Below are 17,557 nucleotides of genomic sequence, written 5' to 3' on the forward strand. Positions count from 1 at the left end.
AAGGACCAACATGTCTCGTCCAGGTTTCGTGCTCGAGGTCGACGACCGCACCCCCGCACTCCTGACGTTCTCCGGCGACCAGCTTCGCCTCAGCCGCTTCGGTCTCGGTACCAAGGTCGTCTACCCCGCGGACGCGGACGTCTCGACCAACCCGATCCGGCTCATCGACTCCGCGCTCGAGGCGCCCGCCGGTACGGAGCCGCTCGAGCAGCGGCTGACCCCGTCGACCAAGCTCACGCTCGTCGTCCTCGACACCGATCGCCCCCGCCCACGGATGCGCTTCGACGTCCGGCGCAGCATCGTCGAGCGGGTCCTCGAACTGGCGGCCCGGGCGGGTGTGGACGACGTCGCCATCGTGGTGGGCGGCGGCCTCAACAAGCGCTGGAACCCCGTCGACATCACCCGCGTCCTGGGCGACCGCGTGGCCACGAGCTTCCAGCCCGACGGCCGGATCGAGAGCCACGACGTCACCTCCGAGGACGCCGTCGCGATCGGGGAGGTCGACGGGCACGCGATCTGCGTCAACAGGCGCGTCGCCGAGTCCGACCTCGTGGTCGCCATCGGCGCCCAGTTCGGCCACGGTGAGCCCTGCCCGCTGAGCGCCGGGATCGCCGACGTCGCGACCCTGCGCCGGCTCGGCAGCCCGGACTCCGACCGGGGATTCGCGAAGCGGGTCCACGAGACGATCCACTCGAGCCTGAACGTCTTCGCCGTGCAGGCCGTGCTGGGACAGCCCCACCTGTCGGGTGCCCTGCGTTTCGCGCACAAGCGCGAGTGGGAGTGGAAGCTCGCCGACCAGTTGGCGTTCGCCGCCGCCCGGCAGCTCGCCGCCGCCCTGCCCAGGACCGGCAGCCAGAGCCTCTACTCGACCCCCTCCGCGGACTACGCGGTGGTCGACGTCGTGGGTGGCGCCCCCGCGCAGGTCTACGACGAGGCGGCCTCCGTGTGGCAGGCGGCGAACGGCGTGGAGGTCGTCGGCCGGGCCGACGTCGTCGTCACCGGCGCCTGGGGCGGGGCCTTCGACGACGGCGACCCGGTCGGTTCGCCCATCAACGCCGCGCACCACGCGCTGGCCCGTCGCCTGGGCAGCCACACCGGCACCCCCTTCGTCCGCGACGGCGGCGTCGCCATCGCGTTCCATCCGCTGGCGCCCAGGTTCTCCAACCGCCGCCAGTCGTCCGCCGCCGACTTCTTCGCGAAGATCCTCCCCGAGACCGTGGACCCGGCCGGGATGGCCGACTTCGAGGAGCGTGCCTGCTCCGACGAGTGGTACGTCGACCTCTACCGCAAGCAGTTCGCCGACCATCCGCTGCGGACGTTCCAGACGTGGTACCGCGTCGCCGAGGCCACCCGTTCGCTCAGCGACGTGATCTGGGTGGGCGGCAACCGCCGGACGGCGGACCTGTTCGGGCACCGATCGGCCAGCACCTACGCCGACGCGCTCGAGATCGCGTCGAACACCGTGGGCCGCGAGCCGTCGATCACGTACCTGCATGGCCCCGGCCTGCCGCTGGGTGACGTGCGATGAGCAGGTCACTCAAGAGCTGGGCGCAGGACGACCGTCGCCGCCCACGGCCCCGCTTCACGCTGGCCGCGGACCTGCTCGCCCTCTGGACCGCGCCCCGGGTGCGCCCGGCCGGGGCACCGCCCAAGGTGGAGCGCCCGTCGCGCCGGCTCGGCTGGCAGCAGCTCGGCGCGCTGAACCTCTCCGGCCTGTTCGCCCCCAGGGTGGAACTCGAGGTCGTCGGGCGCGACGCGCTCATCGGCCTCGAGACGCCGTTCATCTTCGCCGTGAACGAGGCCGGTCGGCTCGACCACCAGCTGCTCCACATGGCGCTGCCGAGGCGGCTGCGGCCGAACTCGCTGTCGCTCAGCAAGTCGCTGGCCAAGGGGCGCAACGTGGTGACCTTCGCCGACGAGCCTCGCGGCGGCCGGCTGGTGGGGGAGTTCACGACGGTGGCCGCCGAGCTCGCCGCCCAGCACTCCGTGGCGATCGTGCCCGTCGGCATCGTCGGCGGTTACCGCCTGACCGACACCCTGAAGCTGCGGCTGAACCGCAGGCCCAAGGTGTCCGTGCGGTTCGGCGCGCCGATCTACGTCCGCACCCTCGGCATCGACGAGGTGACCCAGGAGATCCAGGCCCGCGTCGAGTTCCTCGTCGGCGAGGGCGAGCTGTCGTGGTGGGAGGTCGAGCGGCGACGCCTCGGGGCGCCCGACGTCGTGCCGGCCTCCATGCCGCGCTGGCGCAGGCTCTGGGAGCAGGCCGCGCCGCGCCCCGCCGCGGGCGGGCGGCGCCGCATCTGGCGTTGATGCCGGGGAATCCCGCGCGGCAGGGGTAGGCTTTGTGCGTTCGTACCAAGCACAGATCGAAAGGTCGCCATGTCGGGGCACTCCAAATGGGCAACCACCAAGCACAAGAAGGCCGCACTCGATGCGAAGCGGGGCAAGCTGTTCGCCAAGCTCGTGAAGAACATCGAGGTCGCGGCCCGCATTGGCGGCGGTGACCCCGGCGGGAACCCGACGCTGTACGACGCGATCCAGAAGGCCAAGAAGTCCTCGGTCCCGAACGACAACATCGATCGTGCCGTCAAGCGCGGCTCGGGGGCTGAGGGCGGCGGCGCCGACTACGAGACCATCATGTACGAGGCGTACGGCCCGGCCGGCGTGGCCATGCTCATCGAGTGCCTCACCGACAACCGCAACCGTTCCGCCTCCGAGGTGCGCGTGGCCGTCACCCGCAACGGCGGCACCATGGCCGACGTCGGCTCGGTGCAGCGCATGTTCTCCCGCAAGGGCGTCGTCGCGCTGCCCAAGCAGCAGGGCGGCCGCACCCTCTCCGAGGACGACGTGATGGAAGCCGCGCTGGAGGCCGGCCTCGAGGAGGTCGCCGACGCGGGTGATCAGTGGGAGGCCATCAGCGACCCCAACGACGTCGTGGAGGTCCGCAAGGCCGTCGAGGCGGCCGGGTTCGAGTACGACTCCGCCGAGGTCCAGTTCGTGTCCTCCTTCGACTCTCCCGTGGACAGCGCCGAGACCGCGCGCAAGGTGTTCAACATCATCGACGCGCTGGAGGACTCGGACGACGTGCAGAACGTCTACACGAACCTCGATCTGACCCCCGAGGTCGAGGCCGCGCTGGCCGAGGACTGACGGGCGCGCGGGTGCGTGTCATAGGCATCGACCCGGGCCTCACGCGCTGTGGGGTCGGTGTCGTGGACGCCAGGATCGGCCGGGCGAGCCTCGTCGCCGTCGGCGTCATCCGAACACCGGCCTCGCGCTCCACGCCCGATCGCCTGGTCACGATCGAGGCCGAGCTCCTGCGCTGGATCGAGGAGTACCGGCCCGAGGCGATGGCGATCGAGCGGGTCTTCGCGCAGCAGAATCTGCACTCGGTGGCCGACACCATGCAGGCCGCCGGTGTCGCGTCGCTCGTCGGGGCGAGGGCCGGCCTGGAGGTGGCCTACCACACGCCAAGCGAGGTGAAGGCCGCGGTGACGGGCTCGGGGACCGCCGACAAGGCGCAGGTCACCCTCATGGTGACCAGGATCCTCAGGTTGGCGGGCCCTCCGAAGCCGGCGGACGCGGCCGACGCGCTCGCGATCGCCGTGACGCACGCCTGGCGGGGCCCGAGGACCAACAGATATGCGGCCGCCGTGGCCGCGCTGAAAGGGAAGTGATGATCGCACAGTTGACGGGCACCGTCGTCGCGGCCGGCGCGACGTGGTTCGTCATCGACGTCGCCGGCGTCGGGTACCGGGCCAACACCATCGCCGGCACGGCAGCCACCCTCCGCATCGGCGACCGGATGACGGTGCACACCAGCCTTGTGGTGCGCGAGGACTCCCTCACGATGTGGGGCTTCGGCACGCCCGAGGAACGAGATGCGTTCGAGCTCATGCAGACGGCCTCGGGGGTGGGGCCGAAGGTCGCCGCGGCGATGCTCAGCGTGTTCAGCCCCGGCGAACTGCGCCGGGTCATCAGCGCGGAGGACGTCCGACGGCTCACCACCGTGCCGGGCATCGGCCCCAAGGGTGCGCAGAAGATCATCCTCGAACTGAAGGACAAGGTCCTCCTCCTTGCCGACGCCGGCTCCGACGGCGACGCGCCGCAGCCGGCGACCGCCGAGCAGTTGTGGCGCGGCCAACTCGTCGAGGGGTTGGAGGGCCTCGGCTGGTCCACCAAGGAGGCGGAGAAGGCCTGTGACGCCGTGGCTCCGCTGGCCGAGGAGGATCCCGGCATCGGCATCGGCAAGCTCATGCGCGCCGCCCTGTCTGCGCTGGCGAAGCGATGACGGACCAGTCGCCGGTGGACCCGGACGCCACGATCGAGGAGCGCGACTTCGAGTCGGCGCTCCGTCCCAGGGCCCTCGCCGAGTTCGAGGGGCAGCCCCGAGTCCGGGAGCAGCTGGCGCTCGTGCTGGACGCCGCCCGGCACCGCGGCACGGCTCCCGACCACGTGCTGCTCTCCGGGCCGCCCGGGCTGGGCAAGACGACGTTGGCGATGATCATCGCCAACGAGCTGCAGGTCAACCTGCGGATCACCTCCGGGCCGGCCATCCAGCACGCCGGCGACCTCGCGGCGATCCTCTCCGGACTCGACGAGCACGAGGTGCTGTTCATCGACGAGATCCACCGGCTCTCCAAGCCGGCGGAGGAGATGCTCTACCTCGCCATGGAGGACTTCCGCGTCGACGTGGTCGTCGGCAAGGGCCCGGGTGCGACCGCGATCCCCATCGACCTGCCCCAGTTCACGCTGGTCGGCGCCACCACGCGGGCCGGGCTGCTGCCCGGACCGCTGCGGGACCGGTTCGGCTTCACCGCCCAGCTCGACTTCTACGCCGAAGCCGACCTGGCGGGCATCGTGACGTCGTCGGCGGGCAAGCTCGGCGTCGACCTCGCCACCAACGCCGCCCATGAGATCGCCTCGCGGAGCCGCGGCACCCCGCGCATCGCCAACCGGCTGCTGCGGCGCGTGCGCGACTTCGGCCAGGTCAAGGGCCACCCCAGGCTGAGCAGGGGAGTGGCGAGGGCGGCCCTGGAGCTCTACGAGGTCGACGAGCGCGGGCTCGACCGACTCGACCGCTCGGTCCTCGACTCGCTGATCAGGAAGTTCGGCGGCGGCCCCGTCGGCCTCTCCACCCTGGCGCTGAGCGTCGGTGAGGAGATCGACACCATCGCCGAGGTGGCCGAGCCCTTCCTGATCCGCGAGGGCCTCATGATGCGCACCCCCCGCGGGCGCGTCGCGACGGCCGCCGGCTACGCCCACCTGGGGCTGACCGCCCCGGCGGGCACCGAGACGTCGCTGTTCGACGCCGGCGAGTCCCAACGAACCGACCGGAGTCGGCTATTCTGAGCGGTGGCTTGCGCCCCAAGCCGACAAATCTGTAAGCCACGGAAAGTAAGTTCCAATGGATATCATTCTGATGATCGTCGTCTTCGGCGCGATCATGTACTTCCTCATGATCCGTCCGCAGCAGAAGCGGATGAAGGAACACCAGCAGATGGTGGACAGCCTCGCCCCGGGATCCCGTGTGCTGCTGACCTCGGGCGTCTTCGCGACGATCGTCCACGCCGGTGAGCGGCAGTTCATCGTCGAACTCGCACCCGGTGTCGAGGTCACGGTGCTGAAGGGCCACGTCTCCCGTGCGGTAACCGCCGACGAGGAGGAGTTCGAGTTCGACGACGCCCCCGTGGTCACCGACGCCGACGCCGACGTCCAGGACGCCCCGGTCGCGACCGACGAGGAGCTCCGCGCGATGTTCGACGAGCCCGCGCGCGACGACGTCGTCAGCGACGAGCCCCGCACGGACGGGCCCGTCATCGACGACCCGAATCGGCCCGACACCGACACCGACAAGCGCTGAGGGCCGCAGGTAACTCTGCTGTGGCCACCAGATCTTCCAACCGCTCGCGTCCGGGTCTCGTACTCCTGGCGCTAGCCGTGCTCATCGCCCTCATGTTCACGCTGATGGCGACCGCGCGGACCTGGGCCCCCAAGCTGGGCCTCGACCTCCAGGGCGGCATGACCATCACGCTCACCGCCACCAACCCCACGGTCGACGCGGAGTCGCTGGCGCTCGCGGTGAGCATCATCCAGCAACGCGTCGACGGGCTCGGCGTCGGCGAGGCGTCGGTCACCACCATGGGCGACCGCAACATCATCGTCTCCGCCCCGAACATCGGCCGCGACGATCTCGTGGAACTCGTCGGCGCCACCGCGCAACTCGAGTTCCGGCCCGTGCTGCAGGTCGTCGGCGCCACTCCGCCGGTCGACGAGGGCACGGCCGACGTGCCGCCGCTGCCCCGGCCCGAGGGCGGCAAGGGCGTGCTGCTCGACGTCGACGAGGTGCTGGCCTACCAGCCCACGCAGGAGGACTACCAGCTCCTGCAGGAGTACCAGTGCGACGAGCCCCCGGCCCAGGCCATGGACCAGGCGCAGGTCGTGTGCGACGAGGCGGGCGTCTACAAGTACCTGCTGGGCCCGGTCGGCGTGCAGGGGCAGTCGGTGGAGGACTCCACGGCAGGCATCCCGCAGGGCGAGCTGAGCTGGGCGGTCACGCTCGACTTCGACAGCACCGGCGCCCAGCGCTTCGGCGCGCTCACCGGGGCGCTCGTGTCCAAGCCGGAGCCCACGAACATGTTCGCGATCGTCCTGGACGGGAAGGTGCGCTCCGCTGCCACCGTGCAGGCGGCGATCCCCACCGGCCAGGCGCAGATCACGGGCCAGTTCACGCCCGATGAGGCGGAGGGCCTGGCCAATGTGCTGCGGTTCGGCTCGCTCCCGCTGGACTTCGAGCCCTCACAGGTGGAGAGCGTCTCCCCGACGCTGGGCGGCGAGCAGCTGCGAGTGGGCGTGATCGCCGGCCTCCTCGGGCTCGCGATCGTCGCGGTCTACGCGCTGATCTACTACCGCGGCCTGGGCCTCGTGGTGCTCGGCTCGCTCGTCGTGGCGGCGGGCATGACGTACGCGTCGATGGTCCTGCTCGGCTCCGGGGTGGGGTTCACGCTCAGCTTGCCCGCGATCGCGGGCGCGATCGTCGGCATCGCCGTCACGGCGGACTCGTTCATCATCTACTTCGAGCGCATCCGCGACGAGATCCGCGAGGGGCGCAGCCTGCGGTCGTCCGTGGAGAGCGGCTGGAGGAAGGCGCGCGGCACCATCCTGATCGCCGACGCGGTGTCCCTGCTCTCGGCGTTCGTCCTGTACGTGCTCGCGGTGGGCGGTGTGCAGGGCTTCGCGTTCGCGCTGGGCCTCACCACCCTGATCGACCTCGCCGTGGTGTTCTGGTTCACGAAGCCGATGGTCTCGCTGCTCGCCCGGACGAAGTTCTTCGGCGAGGGTCACAAGCTCTCCGGCCTCAGCGCCGATCACATGGGTGTGTCGCGGCAGCAGCTGCTCGGCCGTCGCGTCCGCCGGAAGGAGGCATGATGACCCAGACGGAGGAACGCGAAGGCATCGCGCACCGCCTGTACACGGGCAAGCTCAGCTACGACTTCATGGCCAACCGCAAGCTGTGGTTCGCCATCACGGGCGGCCTGGTGGTCCTCTCGCTGCTGGTCCTGATGGTCAGGCAACTCTCGCTGGGCATCGAGTTCCTCGGGGGCACGGACTTCCAGGCGCCCGTCGCCGTGCAGGCGGGGACCGTGGAGGAGATCCGGAGCGCCACCGACGAGTTCACAGTGCCGGAGCTGGACGCGCAGGTGTTCTCCATCGGCGACTCCGCGGTGCGCATCCAGACGCGCTCGCTGACCCCGCAGGAGATCACCCAGACGCGTACGGACATTGCGGAGCTCGTCGGGACATCCACCGACGAGGTCACCTACAACACCATCGGCGGCTCCTGGGGGGCCAAGATCTCCCGCGACGCCGCGGTCGCCGTGGCCGTGTTCATCGTCCTCGTGATGGGCCTGATCGCCGTCTACTTCCGCGACTGGCGCATGTCCGTCGCGGCGATCATCGCCCTCGCCCACGACATGGTCGTCACCCTCGGCGTCTACGCGATCGTGGGCTTCACGGTCACACCGTCGACGTTGATCGGCATCCTGACCGTGCTCGGCTACTCGCTGTACGACACCGTGGTGGTGTTCGACAAGGTGCGCGAGAACACGAAGGACCTCGCGGAGACGAACAAGACCTACTCGCAGCAGGCCAACCTGGCGATCAACCAGGTCCTGGTGCGGTCGGTGAACACGACCGTCATCGGCGTCCTGCCGGTGCTGGCCATGTTCATCGCCGGTGTCGTGGGCAACAGCAACCCGCTCAAGGACCTCGGCCTCGCGCTGCTCGTCGGCATGATCGCCGGCGCCGTGTCGTCCATCGTGATCGCCACGCCGCTGCTCGCCTGGTTCAAGGAGCGCACGCCCGAGATGGTGGCCCACCGGGCCGAGATGGAGAAGCGTCGCGCGCGGGCCGAGTACCGCGCCCAGGGTCACCACGCGGCCGGCACCACCACGACCACCGCCGTGGCTGACGTGCCCGTCGCCCCGCTGCCCCGGCAGCAGCGCCGGACCCACACCAGCCGGGCCGATCGCAAGGGCGGGCGATGAACCAGTCCCTCGCCGACATGATCGTCGACGTCCCCGACTTCCCGAAGCCGGGGGTGGTGTTCAAGGACATCACGCCGTTGCTCGCGTCGGCGTCGCACTTCCGGATGGCCGTGGACCTGCTGGCAGCCGCGGCCCCGGAGGGTATCGACGTCGTCGTCGGGATGGAGGCGCGCGGCTTCATGTTCGCCGCTCCCGTCGCGCTCGAACTCGGCGCGGGCTTCGTCCCGGTCCGCAAGCCGGGGAAGCTCCCCGGAGATGTCTACTCGCAGGCCTTCGACCTCGAGTACGGCTCCGAGACCCTGACGGTGCACCGCAACGCCATCGACCCGGGGGCGCGAGTGCTCGTGATCGACGACGTGCTCGCCACCGGCGGCACGGTCGGCGCCACGGCCGGGCTGCTGTCGCAGATGGGCGCCGAGTTGGTGCACGTCGCGGTCGTCCTCGAGCTGGAGTTCCTGAAGGGGCGCGAGCTCCTCGCGGCGCGCGGCATCCACCGGGTGACGTCGCTGGTACGGTCCTGACATGGCCAAGCTCCGGGAGAACACCCTGACGCTGGTGAGCCTGCCGCGGATCGTGGAGTCGCCGTTCCGGGAGCTCACCCGCAGGGCAGTGCTCGCCATGCTGATCCTGCTGGCGAGCACGCTGATCGTCTACCTCGACGGCGACGCCTACTCGGACAACGTGGGCGACGGGGTCAGCTTCATCGACGCCCTGTACTACTCGACGGTCACGGTCACCACCACCGGCTACGGCGACATCACGCCGGTAGCCCCGCACGCCAGGCTGCTGAACGCCATCCTGATCACGCCCTTGCGCATCGGCTTCCTGGTGCTGCTCGTCGGTACCACCATCGAAGTGCTCGCCAACGAGGGCAGCCGGTCCATCCGCGACTCCCGCTGGAGGAAGAAAATGCGCAACCACATCGTCGTCATCGGCTACGGCACCAAGGGCCGGTCGGCGGTCAACACGCTGCGGCGCCAGGGCGAGGCCCCCGAGTCGATCGTCGTCATCGACAGCAAGGAGAGCGCGATCGCCGACGCGAACTTCGACGGCCTCGCCGCCTTCCTCGGGGACGCGACGCGCCGCGACCTGCTCAGGCGCGCCGAGGTGCCGAAGGCGCGCGAGATCGTCATCAGCCTCGACCGCGACGACGCCGCGATCCTCACCACGCTCACCGTGCGTCAGCTGAACCCGAACGCCAACGTGGTGGTCGCGGTGCGGGAGCACCAGAACGTCCCGTTGGTCAAGCAGTCGGGCGCCACCAGCGTCGTGACCAGTTCCGAGACCGTCGGCCGGCTCCTGGGCCTCACGGCCATCGGACCGGACCTGGGCGCCATCATCCAGGACATGCTCACAGGCGGCGAGGGGCTGGAGGTGCACCAGCGGCAGGCGCTCCCGACCGAGGTCGGCCAGTCACCGTCGGCCGTCGTGGGGGAGCGCGTCATCGGCGTGATCCGCAACGACACGCTGCGGCGCTTCTACGACTCGACTGTGGCCCGGATCGAGACCGGCGACCAGCTGATCGTCGTCCGGCGGGCGGCGCCCGCGGATCCGCAGACGATGCAGCCGCTCGTCGACTGAGCGTAGACTTGGGCGCCAGATGAGGAAGGGAGGTGCCCATGGACACCCGTGAGGTAGTCGAACAGCAGCAACCGTGGCAGCGGATGCGCCAGAGGCTCGCCCGCCTCGGTTCGGTCCGGCCGAAGTCGGCCGTGCTGGATCCCCTCTTCTCCATCGTCAGGGCCAACCACCCGAAGGCCGACCTCGAGGTCATCGAGCGCGCCTACCGCACGGCCGAGCAGTACCACGGCGACCAGACCCGCAAGTCGGGCGACCCGTACATCACGCACCCGCTCGCGGTCGCCACCATCCTCGCCGAACTCGGCATGACGGAGCCGGTGATCGTCGCGGCGCTGCTGCACGACACCGTCGAGGACACCGCCTACACGCTCGAGCAGGTGCGGCAGGAGTTCAGTGACGAGGTCGCCCGCATGGTCGACGGCGTCACCAAGCTGGACAAGTTGACCTACGGCGAGACGGCGAAGGCCGAGACCATCCGCAAGATGATCATGGCCACCTCGGAAGAGGTGCGGGTGCTCGTGATCAAGCTCGCGGACCGGCTGCACAACATGCGCACGCTCGGGTCGCTGCGCCCCGACAAGCAGATCCGCATCGCTACCGAGACGCTGAACATCTTCGCACCGCTGGCGCACCGCCTCGGCATGAACACCATCAAGTGGGAGCTCGAGGACCTGAGCTTCCAGGTGATCGAGCCCAAGTTCTACGACGAGATCGCCCAGATGGTGCAGGAGGCGGCCCCCGAACGCGAAGCGACGCTCCGCGAGCTCATCGCCCAGTTCCAGAAGCTGCTGGCTGAGGCGAAGATCACCGCGACGGTGTACGGGCGGCCGAAGCACTACTACTCGATCTACCAGAAGATGATGGTGCGCGGCCGCGACTTCCGCGACATCTACGACCTCATCGGCCTGCGCGTGCTCGTCGACGACGTCCGCGACTGCTACGCGGTGCTCGGCGTCGCCCATGCGGCCTGGAAGCCGATCCCGGGACGGTTCAAGGACTACATCGCCAACCCGAAGTTCAACCTGTACCAGTCGCTGCACACCACGGTCCTCGGGGCCAACAAGGAGCCCGTGGAACTGCAGATCCGCACCCACGAGATGCACCGCAAGGCCGAGTACGGCGTCGCGGCGCACTGGAAGTACAAGCAGAACCTCCGGGAGGGGATCACCCCCGAGGAGGCCGGCCTGCGGGCGATGCACCAGCTCGGCGTGATGAGCAAGGAGGCCGACGACCCGTCGGAGTTCCTCGACTCGGTGCTGTTCGAGATCAACTCCGACGAGATCTTCGTGTTCACGCCCAAAGGCGAGGTCACTGCGCTGCCGGTGGGCGCCACCCCGGTGGACTTCGCGTTCTCGGTCCACACCGAGGTCGGCTACCGCTGCATCGGGGCCCGCGTCAACGGGCGCCTCGTCTCGCTCAGCACGAAGCTCCAGCAGGGCGACAAGGTGGAGATCCTGACCGCGAAGACCGACGAGGGGGGCCCCAGCCGCGACTGGCTGAGCTTCGTCGTCACCTCGCGCGCCAAGCAGAAGATCCGCCAGTACTTCTCGCGCGAGCGTCGCGACGAGGCGATCGAGCAGGGCAAGGAGATCCTCGCCAAGGAGCTTCGACGCCACGGCGTCCCGCTGCAGCGACTGCTCAACCTCGAGAACCTGACGGCGGTCGCCCACGAGCTCAGCCAGAAGGACGTGCCCACCCTCTACTCGTCGATCGGCGAGGGGCACCTGGGCGCCCAGCACGTGGTCAACAAGCTCGTCTCCCTGCACGGCGGTGAGGACGAGACGATCGACACGGTCACCGAGGACATCGCTTTCTCGCGCAAGGGCCCGAAGACGTCCGCCACGTCGCAGGTCCTGGTGAGCGGCGACGACTCCGTGGTCGCCAAGTTCGCGAAGTGCTGCAACCCGTTGCCGGGCGACGACATCGTGGGCTTCGTGACCAAGGGTGACGGCGTCAGCGTCCACCTCCGCACCTGCAGCAACGTCCCGGCCCTGCTGGAGCAGCCCGAGCGGATCGTCGACGTGGCCTGGGATGCGGACCCGAACGCGAGGTTCTCGGTGACGCTGCAGATCACGGGCATGGATCGCGCAGCCCTGCTGTCCGACATCTCGACGATCCTGTCGCAGCAGCACATCGACATCGTCTCGGCCGCGATCAACACCAACCGGGACAAGGAGTTCAACGGCAAGATCTCGTTCGAGGCCGCCGATCCGACGCACCTGCAGCACGTGATCAACCAGGTCCGGCGCGTCCCCGGCGTGTTCGACGTCTACAGGGCCCAGGGCTAGCGCGCGACGCGGCCGGGGGAGCCGGCCGCGCGCCAGCGGGTCGTCAGGCCCGGAACTCCGCCAGGGTCTCGCGCGCCTGCGCGAGCCACGACTCGTAGGTCTCGAGCGACTTCTTGGCGTCCTTCACCTTGCGGGCGTCGCCCTTCTCCTCGGCGGCGGCGAGTTCGTCGCGCAGCTTGGAGACCTGCCCCTCGAACAGCGCGACGGTGTCCTCGGCCCGCTTGCGCGCCTCGGGGTCCGTGCGACGCCACTCCTCGGCCTCCAGCGCGGCGACCTTCTCGGCGAGCCGGCGGACGCGGGCGTCCATGTCGCGCATCGCGCCGCGAGGGACGTGGCCGATCTCGGAGAACTTGGCCAGGAAGTCGCGGTGGATGGCCTTGGCCTGCTCGACGTCGGTGACGCCCTGCAGGTCGGACTCCGCCTGGGCCACCAGTTCGTTCTTCCTGGTGAGGTTCTCGCCCTGCTCGCCCTCGACCGCGTTCTGCGCCTCGGAGCGGGCGTTGAAGAACTGGTCCTGGATCGCGCGGAAGCGGGCCCACAGCGCGTCGTCCTCCGCACGGCGCGCGGATCCGGCGGCCTTCCACCGGGCCATCAGGTCCCGGAAGGCCCCCGAGGTGGCGCCCCAGTCGGTGGACGTCGCCAGCGGTTCCGCCTCGGCGATGATCTGTTCCTTGATGGCCTTCGCCTCGTCACGCTGGGTGTTGAGCTGCGCGAAGTGCGCCTTGCGACGGCGGGTGTACGTGGTACGGGCGGAGCTGAACCGGTGCCAGAGCTCGTTGTCGGTCGCGCGGTCGACGCGCGGCAGCTGCTTCCACTCCTCGAGAAGCTGCCGGAACCGGTCGACCCCGCCACGCCAGTCCTCACCGGCGGCGAGCGTCTCGGCCTCCTGGACCATCGCCTCCTTGGCGGCGACGGCGGCCGCGTTCGCCTCCGCGCGGGCGGCCTTGCGAGCCTCGATCTGCGCGGGCAGCTCGCCCTCCAGCGCTTCGAGGCGCTCGGTCAGTGCGGGGAGGTTGCCGACGGCGTTCGCCTCGGCCACATTCGTCTTGGCGGTCCGGATGGCCTGCTTGGCCTCTTCGGGGCTCATGGCCTGGGCCTTGACACGCGACTCCAGCAGTTGGACCTCGGCGGCGAGGTTCTCGTACCGGCGCACGTAGAAGGCGAGGGCTTCTTCGGGGGTGGAGTCGGGGATCTGGCCGACGCTTCGTTCGGTGTCACCAACGCGGACGTAGACGGTGCCGTCGTCGTCGACACGTCCGAAGTCCGCGGGCGCTTGTGCTTCGCTCATGCGCACAATCTATATGGATAGGGTGCTGTTGTGCTCATTCACCGACTGACCGTCTCACCGTGGCAAGCGAATTGTTACCTGGTGCGCCAGCACGATCGCGCGACGGACTGCATCGTCGTCGACCCCGGCCTGCTGGGCGAGGAATCGGTGGTCGCGGAGATCGATCGCCTGGGTCTGACGCCGGTGGCGCTCGTCGGCACCCACGGCCACATCGACCACGTCGGCGACGCCCACAAGCTCGCCGAACGCTACGAGGTGCCGCTGTGGCTGTCGGAGCCGGACCAGCCGCTGCTCACCCGCCCGGGCCTGGCCCTCAGCCCCAACTCGGCGAAGTTCCTGCCGCAGATGCTCGGCGGCACCGACGAACTGCCGCCGGTCCGCGACCTCGTCACTTTGGCGGAGGAACAGGAGATCGGCGGCTTCCGGGTGCGCACGATGCTCGCCCCGGGGCACACGAAGGGCTCCACCGTCCTGGACGTGACCGCGGGCGACCAGCGCGTGGTGTTCACGGGCGACGTGCTCTTCGCCGGCACCATTGGGCGCACCGACTTCCCCGGCGGTAGCATGACCGAGATGCGCGAGTCCCTTCGCCGCATCAAGGCCGGCTTCGACGGCGCACTCACCCTCCTGCCGGGCCACGGCGCGGAGACCACGCTCGACGCCGAACTCGCCGGCAACCCCTACCTGCAAGACAGCTTCCTCGAGGTGGACTGATGGCGCGCCCCAAACCCCTGTCCGGGTTCCCGGAATTCCTGCCCGCCGGGCGGATCGTCGAACAGCGTGTGCTGGACATCGTCCGCGAGACGTTCGAGCTCCACGGCTTCGCGTCGATCGAGACCCGTGCGGTGGAGCCGCTCGAGCAACTCGCGCGCAAGGGCGAGATCGAGAAGGAGATCTACGTCGTCCAGCGGCTGCACGCCGCGGACGACGACACCGCCGAGCTGGGGCTCCACTTCGACCTGACCGTCCCGTTCGCGCGCTACGTGCTCGAGCACGCCGGCCATCTCGCCTTCCCGTTCCGCCGCTACCAGGTGCAGAAGGTGTGGCGCGGGGAGCGGCCGCAGGAGGGTCGGTATCGCGAGTTCCTGCAGGCCGACATCGACATCGTCGGACAGGACGCCCTCGCCGCGCACCACGATGTGGAGATCCCGCTCGTCGCACTCGACGTGTTCTCCCGGCTGCACGACGAGCTCGGCCTGCCGACCGCGACCATCCACGTCAACAACCGCAAGCTCTCCGAGGGCTTCTACCGCGGCCTCGGCATCGACGAGCCGTCCGCCGTCCTGCAGCGCGTCGACAAGTACGACAAGATCGGGCCCGACGCGGTCCGCGACCTCCTCACGGATGAGCTGGGGCTGGAGGCGTCGGTCGCGCAGCGGTGCGTCGCGCTGGCCGGGATCTCGGGCAGCGACGAGTCCTTCGTCGACGAGGTCCGCGCCCTCGGCGTGGAGCACGACCTGCTGGAGCAGGGACTGGCCGAGCTTGCGCAACTGGTGCGTGTCGCGGGCTCGGAGCACGTCGTCGCGGACCTGAAGATCGCGCGCGGCCTCGACTACTACACCGGCACGGTCTACGAGACCTTCCTGGACGGTTCGGAGAGGCTGGGCTCGGTGGCGTCGGGCGGTCGCTACGACTCGCTCGCCTCGGACGGCAAGGTGACCTTCCCCGGCGTCGGTTACTCGTTCGGCATCACCCGCATCCTGGCGCCGCTGATCGCCAAGGGCCGGATCACGGCGACGCGCAGCGTCCCGTCCGCGGTGCTGGTCGCGGTGGACAGCGAGGATCGCCGGGAGGCGGCCATCGCCGTCGCCGCCCGACTGCGGTCCCGCGGCATCGCCGTCGAGGTGGCGCCCAAGGCGGACAAGTTCGGCAAGCAGATCCGGTTCGCCGAGCGACGCGGCATCCCGTACGTGTGGTTCGGTGAGGACTCCGTCAAGGACATCCGCTCGGGGGAGCAGGTCCACGCGGACGCCTCGTCGTGGTTGCCGCCGGAAGCCGATCGCCTACCACAGGTCGTCGCCGGCCAGTGACGCCCCGCCCGTAGCGTTCATCTTCCGGGGGCGACGCTCCGGCGTGCGTCGGCTCCCGCTATCGTGACGCCGATCGCACCAACCAGCAACGGAGTTCGCATGCCCATCTGGACCCTGCACGGCAACGGCCGCACCGTAGAACCCGGGAGGGTGGTGGCCCCCGACGAGCGCCTCGGCTGGGGCGCCACGGTGGCGATCGGCGTCCAGCACGTCGTCGCGATGTTCGGCGCCACCTTCCTCGTACCGGTGCTGACCGGATTCCCCGTCGCCACGACGCTGCTCTTCTCGGGGCTCGGAACGCTGCTGTTCCTCGTGGTCACACGCAACAAGCTGCCCAGCTACCTCGGCTCATCGTTCGCCTTCATCGCCCCGGTCACCGCGGCCACCGCCTCCGGCGGGATGGGTTCGGCGCTGGCTGGCATTGTCGCGGTGGGCCTCCTCCTGGCCGCGGTCGGCTTCGTGGTGCAGTTCGTGGGCGTCGAATGGGTGGACCGGTTCATGCCGCCGGTGGTGGCCGGCGCCATCGTCGCGCTGATCGGGTTCAACCTCGCGCCGGTCGCGTGGAGCAGCTACGAGGTGGCGCCCTTCACCGCCACGGTGACGCTCGTGTCCGTCATCCTCTTCAGCGTCTGGTTCCGCGGCTTCCTCGGCCGCATCGCGATCTTCCTGGCCGTCGTTGTCGGTTACCTCGTGGCCGTGGTGCGGGGCGAGGTCGACTACACCGCGGTGCGCAACGCCGCCTGGGTCGGGCTGCCCGAGTTCCACGTCGCCGACTTCGCGTCCCCCGGCACCTGGAGCGTCATCGCGATGTTCCTCCCGGTGGTGTTGGTCCTGATCGCGGAGAACGTCGGCCACGTCCGCGCCGTCGCCACCATGACCGACGCGTCGGTCAACCGCCAGACCGGGCGGGCCCTCATCGCCGACGGCGCCGCCACCACGCTGGCGGGCTTCTTCGGCGGCTCCGGCACCACCACCTACGGCGAGAACATCGGCGTGATGGCGGCAACGCGCGTGTACTCGACCGCCGCCTACTGGGTGGCCGGGCTGACGGCGATCCTGCTCGCGATGTCGCCGAAGGTGGGTGCCCTCTTCAACTCCATCCCGGCGGGCGTCCTCGGCGGAGTCACCACGGCGCTCTACGGGCTGATCGGCATCATCGGCATCAAGATCTGGGTGGACAACCGGGTCGACTTCTCCCGGCCGGTGAACCAGTACACCGGCGCAGTCTCCCTGGTGATCGCGATCGCCGGCTTCAACGTGGCGTGGGGCGACTTCCAGCTCGGCGCCATCGTGCTGGGCGCCGCGGCTGCGCTCCTGATCTACCACCTCGGCAACCTGATCGCCCGCTGGCGACGCACGGGCGCCGACGACGGCGGCCCCATTCCGGCTGTCGGACCGCTCGGCGGCGACCCGGTCGACGGCCGCTAGGGGGAATCGACCGGCATCCGGTGCCGGTAGGTCCACGACGTCAACGCGGTGCCCGTCATCGCCAGCAGGATCCCCAGGAAGATGTGGACCGCGACGGCGGAGGCCTCCCCGAGCGCGTACTGGACGCCCGCCAGCACCGCGACGAGCACCGCGAGGACGACGTTGACCGGCCCGGCCGAGCGCCGGAGCAGGAGGTACACCAGCGCAGAGGCGACGCAGACCGCGAGTGTCACCAGCGCGCCCACCTGGTGGTGGCGCAGGTAGCGCGGCTCTCCGCCGAGGAAGGCGGACGCCCAGCCGGCCTGCGCGATGAGTGCGCTGAGGACGATCGTCGCGGTGCTGCGGAGCACGATCAGGTGTGGGTGGGGCATCGCGGGCAGGGCCATGGGGCCACAG

General features: G+C 69.9%; 17 protein-coding genes. 15 read left to right on the forward strand and 2 right to left on the reverse strand.

Annotated features, from left to right (window positions below):
* Nucleotides 1–10: 10 nt before the first annotated feature.
* The 12 genes from BLR46_RS12355 (at nucleotide 11) to BLR46_RS12410 (ending at nucleotide 12,415) form a co-directional block, all read left to right on the forward strand.
* On the forward strand, nucleotides 11–1,528 hold the full coding sequence (locus BLR46_RS12355; RefSeq protein WP_093252756.1) for a lactate racemase domain-containing protein: 1,518 nt from the start codon (nucleotides 11–13) through the stop codon (nucleotides 1,526–1,528).
* Nucleotides 1,525–2,310, forward strand: coding sequence for a lysophospholipid acyltransferase family protein (locus BLR46_RS12360; RefSeq protein WP_093252759.1), 786 nt, complete (start codon nucleotides 1,525–1,527; stop codon nucleotides 2,308–2,310). Before BLR46_RS12355 ends, BLR46_RS12360 begins: the two co-directional genes overlap by 4 nt.
* 69 nt (nucleotides 2,311–2,379) lie before the next feature.
* A complete protein-coding gene (locus BLR46_RS12365; protein ID WP_093252761.1) occupies nucleotides 2,380–3,150 on the forward strand; it encodes a YebC/PmpR family DNA-binding transcriptional regulator in 771 nt (256 codons plus the stop codon).
* Between the two features lie 20 nt (nucleotides 3,151–3,170).
* On the forward strand, nucleotides 3,171–3,677 hold the full coding sequence (gene ruvC / locus BLR46_RS12370) for a crossover junction endodeoxyribonuclease RuvC (protein ID WP_218118472.1): 507 nt from the start codon (nucleotides 3,171–3,173) through the stop codon (nucleotides 3,675–3,677).
* Nucleotides 3,677–4,291: a Holliday junction branch migration protein RuvA gene (gene ruvA, locus BLR46_RS12375; RefSeq protein ID WP_093252765.1), complete on the forward strand. Its 615-nt coding sequence runs from the start codon at nucleotides 3,677–3,679 to the stop codon at nucleotides 4,289–4,291. The genes ruvC and ruvA overlap by 1 nt, the downstream gene beginning before the upstream one ends.
* On the forward strand, nucleotides 4,288–5,352 hold the full coding sequence (gene ruvB, locus BLR46_RS12380; protein ID WP_093252767.1) for a Holliday junction branch migration DNA helicase RuvB: 1,065 nt from the start codon (nucleotides 4,288–4,290) through the stop codon (nucleotides 5,350–5,352). Before ruvA ends, ruvB begins: the two co-directional genes overlap by 4 nt.
* 55 nt (nucleotides 5,353–5,407) lie before the next feature.
* A complete protein-coding gene (gene yajC, locus BLR46_RS12385) occupies nucleotides 5,408–5,863 on the forward strand; it encodes a preprotein translocase subunit YajC (RefSeq protein ID WP_093252769.1) in 456 nt (151 codons plus the stop codon).
* Between the two features lie 92 nt (nucleotides 5,864–5,955).
* Nucleotides 5,956–7,428 (forward strand): protein translocase subunit SecD, encoded by a 1,473-nt coding sequence (secD, locus tag BLR46_RS12390; protein WP_093253262.1) that lies wholly within the window; start codon nucleotides 5,956–5,958, stop codon nucleotides 7,426–7,428.
* Nucleotides 7,428–8,546 (forward strand): protein translocase subunit SecF, encoded by a 1,119-nt coding sequence (gene secF / locus BLR46_RS12395; protein ID WP_093252772.1) that lies wholly within the window; start codon nucleotides 7,428–7,430, stop codon nucleotides 8,544–8,546. Before secD ends, secF begins: the two co-directional genes overlap by 1 nt.
* On the forward strand, nucleotides 8,543–9,067 hold the full coding sequence (locus BLR46_RS12400) for an adenine phosphoribosyltransferase (protein WP_093252775.1): 525 nt from the start codon (nucleotides 8,543–8,545) through the stop codon (nucleotides 9,065–9,067). The genes secF and BLR46_RS12400 overlap by 4 nt, the downstream gene beginning before the upstream one ends.
* A gap of 1 nt (nucleotide 9,068) precedes the next feature.
* On the forward strand, nucleotides 9,069–10,127 hold the full coding sequence (locus tag BLR46_RS12405; RefSeq protein ID WP_093252777.1) for a potassium channel family protein: 1,059 nt from the start codon (nucleotides 9,069–9,071) through the stop codon (nucleotides 10,125–10,127).
* Nucleotides 10,128–10,165: 38 nt separating this feature from the next.
* Entirely contained in the window at nucleotides 10,166–12,415 is a 2,250-nt protein-coding gene (locus tag BLR46_RS12410; RefSeq protein WP_093252779.1) for a RelA/SpoT family protein, read from the forward strand.
* Nucleotides 12,416–12,458: 43 nt separating this feature from the next.
* Here the strand turns inward: BLR46_RS12410 and BLR46_RS12415 are convergent, their stop codons facing one another.
* The gene (locus BLR46_RS12415) at nucleotides 12,459–13,703 is read right to left on the reverse strand and encodes a DUF349 domain-containing protein (protein WP_093252781.1); all 1,245 of its coding nucleotides are present in this window, start codon (nucleotides 13,701–13,703) and stop codon (nucleotides 12,459–12,461) included.
* A gap of 30 nt (nucleotides 13,704–13,733) precedes the next feature.
* Between BLR46_RS12415 and BLR46_RS12420 the strand changes: the two genes are divergently transcribed.
* The 3 genes from BLR46_RS12420 (at nucleotide 13,734) to BLR46_RS12430 (ending at nucleotide 17,161) form a co-directional block, all read left to right on the forward strand.
* The gene (locus BLR46_RS12420; RefSeq protein WP_093252783.1) at nucleotides 13,734–14,417 is read left to right on the forward strand and encodes an MBL fold metallo-hydrolase; all 684 of its coding nucleotides are present in this window, start codon (nucleotides 13,734–13,736) and stop codon (nucleotides 14,415–14,417) included.
* A complete protein-coding gene (gene hisS, locus BLR46_RS12425) occupies nucleotides 14,417–15,733 on the forward strand; it encodes a histidine--tRNA ligase (protein WP_093252786.1) in 1,317 nt (438 codons plus the stop codon). Before BLR46_RS12420 ends, hisS begins: the two co-directional genes overlap by 1 nt.
* 99 nt (nucleotides 15,734–15,832) lie before the next feature.
* On the forward strand, nucleotides 15,833–17,161 hold the full coding sequence (locus BLR46_RS12430; protein WP_093252788.1) for a uracil-xanthine permease family protein: 1,329 nt from the start codon (nucleotides 15,833–15,835) through the stop codon (nucleotides 17,159–17,161).
* On the opposite strand, the gene BLR46_RS12435 is transcribed toward BLR46_RS12430, so the two are convergent.
* A complete protein-coding gene (locus BLR46_RS12435) occupies nucleotides 17,158–17,547 on the reverse strand; it encodes a hypothetical protein (RefSeq protein ID WP_093252790.1) in 390 nt (129 codons plus the stop codon). The two genes, BLR46_RS12430 and BLR46_RS12435, sit on opposite strands and share 4 nt — an antisense overlap.
* Between the last annotated feature and the right edge of the window lie 10 nt (nucleotides 17,548–17,557).

This window comes from Tessaracoccus oleiagri (genome assembly GCF_900103275.1).
Taxonomy (GTDB): Bacteria; Actinomycetota; Actinomycetes; order Propionibacteriales; family Propionibacteriaceae; genus Arachnia; species Arachnia oleiagri.